Here is a 4,991-nt window from a genome sequence, read left to right as displayed (position 1 = left end):
GTGCCGGCGCCGGTGCCGCCGTCGGCCGATCCACCGGTGCCGCCGTCGTCCGTTCCCGCACCCGTGCCGGTGCCGGTGGTGAGGAGCCAGGTGGCGGTGATGTCGGCGCGGAGCTGGGCCAGGGTCCGTGACTCGTCCGGGCCCTGGAGGGCGCGGGCCGCCGCTGTGGTCCGGTCCCAGATCCCGGCGGCGGTGTCGGCCGGGAGGTGGGCGGAGAGCCAGGCCATGCCGTCCCGGTCCGGGGTGTACTCGACCCGCCGGTCCGCGGCGCTCGTGGTGTGGCGTTCCTCGATGCCGGCCGGGTGGTGGCGTTCGCGCCAGGCGCGGGCCTTGGCCCGGAACCGGGACGGAACGAGCTCCCCGGCCGGGCAGCCGCGGGCCGGGTTCGGCGCACCTGGGTCCAGGAAATGTGCCTCGAGGGCGGCCGCCCCGGCCGCATCCAGGGACGCGGTTTCGTCCACGAGGATCCGGGCGTGGGCCCAGGAGATCGCCCCGGACCCAAGGGCTGCCAGGGTCAGCGGCAGCGCCGTCGTCAGGGCCCGGGCTTCGGCGAGGAGGGCCGCGGCGGTGCGTTCGCTAACGGTCAGGACACAGGCGACCTCGGCGACCAGGGCCAGCTCCTGAACGGCACGGTCCCGCGGGGACGGAGCCGGCGGCGCCAAAAGCCTGGTTGCGTGCGTGTAGTCGGCGGCCAGCCGCACCCTCAGCGCCGCGGTCCGGGCCTCCATCCGGGCGACCTCGGCGAGCCCGTCCAGGCAGCCGTCCGCCAGCCGCCGCAACGGATCGCCGTCTCCCACCGGGTCGGCAGCAGGCGCATCGGCGTCGCCAGCGCCGGCACCGGCCAAGGCAGCCAGCGCGGCAACAGACTCGGCGACGGCCTCCACGGCCGCCCCGCTCTCCGCACTCAACACTGTCCTGCTCTCCACACTCAGATCATCTCAGGAGCCACCGACAATTTTTGATGAAGCTGAAGTGACCGAGCACCCGGCCGTCCACTTCTGACAGCTGCCGATAGAGCATCCAATGGCATCGACGCGAGTGTTGAGTGTCGCACGCCTGCGTAGTAGCGTGACAAGAAATGTCAATACGTATAACAAGGACTCGGGAGTGATCATGGCATATATGACACGGGGGCTGGTGGCTGTCACGGCGGCCCTGGCATTGAGCGTGACGGGTGGCGCCGTCGCCGCCCCAGCGCAGGCCGATCCGCGGGAGACCGCAAAGACGTCAACCGCCACCGGGTACGGCGGGGCGGTGAGCACCGTGGATCCGGAGGCATCCGCTGCGGCGATCGAGGTCCTCCGCAAGGGCGGCAACGCAGCGGACGCCGCCGTCGCCGCAGCCGCGACCCTTGGCGTGACTGAGCCATACAGTGCCGGGATTGGCGGCGGAGGCTACTTCGTGTACTACGAAGCGAAGACCGGCAAGGTGGGCACGATCGACGGCCGCGAGACCGCACCGGCAGGAATGCCGCACAACGCGTTCATCGACCCAGCGACCGGCAAGCCCTTCAATTTCACGCCCGAGCTCGTCACAAGCGGCGTCTCCGTTGGCGTCCCCGGCACCCCGGCTACCTGGGCGCGTGCCCTGGACCGGTGGGGCACGTTGAGCCTCGGCGATGCCCTCAAGCCTGCCATCAACGTGGCCACCCGTGGATTCGTGGTCGATGAGACGTTCCGCCAGCAGACCCTCGACAACAAGGCCCGGTTCGAGGCGTTTCCCTCGACCAGCAGCCTCTACCTCCCGGGCGGTGACGCCCCCGCCGTCGGCAGTGTCTTCCAGAACCACGACCTCGCCGAGACATACCGGCTCCTCGCGAAAAAGGGCACGGACGGCTTCTACGGCGGGCCGCTTGCGGCGGAGATCACGGCCACGGTGCAGGCTCCGCCCAAGACTTCCAACACAAAGCTGCCCGTTCCGGCAGGGCACCTGACGACGGCGGATCTCGCCGCATACCGCGCCCTGGATCAGGCGCCCACGCACGTGGACTACCGCGACCTGGACGTCTACGGCATGGCGCCCTCCAGCAGCGGCGGCACCACGGTGGGCGAGGCGCTGAACATCCTGGCGCCCTCCAACCTGTCCGGGATGTCCACGCCGGGCGCCCTGCACCACTACCTCGAGGCCAGCGCGCTTGCCTTCGCGGACCGTGGCAAGTACGTGGGGGACCCCGCGTTCGTGAGCGTTCCCACCGCCGCGCTTACGGACCCGGCGTTCGGCAAGGAGCGTGCCTGCCAGATTAACCCGCTGCACGCGGCAGCGAAGCCGGTTGCGCCGGGGAACGTGTCCTCGTACGACGGCGCGTGCCCGGCCGCCGCCGTCGCGCCCGTCGACGAGAAGGACACCGAGAACGTCTCGACGACCAACCTGACCGTCGCGGACAAGTGCGGGAACGTGGTCGACTACACGCTCACGATCGAGCAGACCGGAGGGTCCGGCATGGTGGTCCCCGGCCGCGGCTTCCTGCTCAACAACGAGCTGACCGACTTCTCGACCGTCTACGACCCGGCCGACCCGAACCGGATCGAGCCGGGGAAGCGCCCGCGCTCGTCCATGTCGCCGACCATCATCCTCAAGGAGGGCAAGCCGTTCCTCGCTCTCGGCTCGCCCGGTGGATCGACCATCATCACAACCGTCCTGCAGACCATCCTGAACCGGGTGGATCTTGGCATGACCATCTCCGGGGCGATCGCTGCACCGCGTGCCTCGCAACGGAACACGGCCAAGGTCACGGCCGAACCCGACTTCATCGCCAAGTACGGCAGCCAGCTGGCACCGTTTGGCCATCAGCTCACGCCGTCCGGGGATGCGTTCACCTCGGCAGCGGAGATCGGCGCCGCGACCGCCATTGAGTTCCTGCCCCACGGCGGCATGGTCGCCGCCGCCGAGCCCGTGAGGCGCGGCGGCGGATCCGCGATGGCTGTTAGAGCGACGCGGATGTAGGCCGCGCAGTATCGGTTCCTAGCCGCCGCAGACCGCAGCGACGGCGGCCGCCGTCGAATTGGTTCATGAGGGTTCAACCCGTCTTTCATTTGGACCTCATGTTCTTCCTTCATGCTGCGTCTAACAGTCTGAAGCGGCACTTCACACCGCACCCTGGAGCTGACTCCATGAGCTGGTGCCTGCTCGTTCGGCAATACGCCGACGAAGCTACAGGCGGATCTTGGAGCGTCTGCCGAGCATGGTCCGATAGGAGGCCAGGAGAGTACGTGCTGGAGGTCATGAGCCGAGGCCGAACCCCCGCCGTCCGCGGAGCCTATCTGCGCCACGGTCGCTTTGAGCTGGAACCGCTGGACAATCCTGAATTGCTGCGTCATTTTGAAAACGTGCCGGAGATGTCGCTTCAATGCAGTGCCTTGCGGGCCGCGGCAGAGGCAGTGACGAAGAATTTGCTTCGGACGGCTCCGGATCGGCTGACGTGGTCCCACGGAGACCTGAACGGCAATCGGATCATCGCAGTGAGCGACCGATCCCCGCTCGGATTGCTGGATTTTGACGAAGGAGCCCTAACAGATGCGGCTCTCGATCTGGACAATATGGACTTGTACTTGGACCTGAACCGGCGACGGAACCACATGTCGTCGGCACGTTACCTGACGGCCCACACTCAGGTGTTGGCCGTAGCCGAGGAACTGCATGTCAATCCGGACGGGTTCCATGCCTACACAGTGGACCGAAGCCAAACGATATCTTTAGTGCTACCAGCGAGTAAGGCGAAGGCTTTAACGAGTATGAACCGTGCTTAAACAGGTAGCCGCCACTCAGGGTGTCCCGGCTCCCTGCTCGTTAGGATGGGTCTCCCGGGCCGGTGATTCCCGGATTCGGCGGCACATTTCAATCACGCCGCAGTCAGGGCATTTGTCCCGGATGATTTAGACGCATGGCCGCCGCCCCCAGGTTCCAGCAGCGTGCCGCCGTCGCTGATAGCTCCAATTCATAGGCGCCATCATCGAATCCATGGTGGTGAGGGCACCTTTCACTTCAATGAAGACTTTGCGAGGAATTCATGCGGCGACCAATATTTGCGCGTTTAGTCCTTATCGCTTCAATTGTCGGATTCAGTGTGGTGCCCCTTCCTGCCAAGGCAGCTGGCGRATTGGCGACAGACAAGGTTGTCAGCACGCACCAGTCCGCGTTTTCTCGGACCGTCGTTTCGCCCGCCTTCACAACCAGCCAATCCAATGAACTGTTGGTTGCATTTGTGAGCGCTGATGGACCGGCAACTACCGGGTCACAGCAATTCACGTCAGTGACCGGTGGCGGCCTCACCTGGCGCCTGCGTAAGCGGACCAACGTGCAGTATGGAACGGCTGAAATTTGGCAGGCCGTGTCGAACGGCATCCTCACGAACGCGAGAGTGACTGCCACACACAACGGGTCCTACCAGGCTTCCATAACGGTCGCCACCTTCACTGGCGCGGACACTGCCACCGACGGAGCGGTCGGGGGAGCCAACGGGCCCACTGGAGCGCCCAGCACTTCTCTGACGACAACCCGCACCGGATCCTGGGTCTGGGGTGTGGGAAATGACTGGAGCAGGGCCACCCCCCGCACTGTCGGAAGCGGTCAAACCAAGGTCGATGAGTTCCTTTCCAGCGCCAGTGACACATTCTGGACACAACGCGAAACTGCTCCCGGCACAGCGACGGCGCCCTCTTCCGTGAGAATCTTTGACACCGCTCCCACCACGGACAAGTGGAATCTGTCCTTGATCGAGATTCGGCCCGCCCCGGCCGCGCCCGCGGCCCCGGTGTTCACGGCGTCCACGCCCCCGGCGACGGCCACGGTCGGAGCTGCGTACACGTACACGTTCGCCGCTAGCGGTGACCCGGCCCCGACCTTCAGTGTCGCCTCCGGTGCCCTGCCGGCCGGGCTAAGCCTGAACACCACCACCGGAGTCCTCTCCGGGACGCCGACGGCGGCCGGTGCGGCAACGTTCACGGTCGCCGCGGCCAACGGGGTCAGCCCCGACGCGGTCACGCCCGTCCGCA

At 66.7% G+C, this 4,991-nt stretch carries 4 protein-coding genes; 3 read left to right on the top strand and 1 reads right to left on the bottom strand.

The annotated features are described in order from the left end of the window. Positions 1 to 911 (bottom strand): DUF222 domain-containing protein (locus AC1DRO_RS21100; RefSeq protein ID WP_476952330.1); only part of this gene is annotated, 911 nt, incomplete at its 3' end. Positions 912 to 1,122: 211 nt separating this feature from the next. Between AC1DRO_RS21100 and ggt the strand changes: the two genes are divergently transcribed. The 3 genes from ggt to AC1DRO_RS21085 form a co-directional block, all read left to right on the top strand. Further along, positions 1,123 to 2,943 (top strand): gamma-glutamyltransferase, encoded by a 1,821-nt coding sequence (gene ggt / locus AC1DRO_RS21095; RefSeq protein ID WP_476952329.1) that lies wholly within the window; start codon positions 1,123 to 1,125, stop codon positions 2,941 to 2,943. 266 nt (positions 2,944 to 3,209) lie between these two features. Continuing rightward, positions 3,210 to 3,746 carry a phosphotransferase gene (locus AC1DRO_RS21090; protein ID WP_476952328.1) on the top strand — a complete coding sequence of 179 codons (537 nt, stop codon included), beginning with the start codon at positions 3,210 to 3,212 and terminating at the stop codon, positions 3,744 to 3,746. Positions 3,747 to 4,660: 914 nt separating this feature from the next. Further along, positions 4,661 to 4,991 (top strand): Ig domain-containing protein (locus AC1DRO_RS21085; protein WP_476952327.1); only part of this gene is annotated, 331 nt, incomplete at its 3' end.

It is taken from the genome of Arthrobacter sp. P4_F11, assembly GCF_056401395.1.
This window is presented reverse-complemented; position numbering and strand designations above follow the sequence as displayed.

Excerpts from the sequence above, each read along its gene's own strand:
- ggt (WP_476952329.1), top strand. The coding sequence starts at position 1,123 with ATGACACGGGGGCTGGTGGCTGTCACGGCGGCCCTGGCATTGAGCGTG.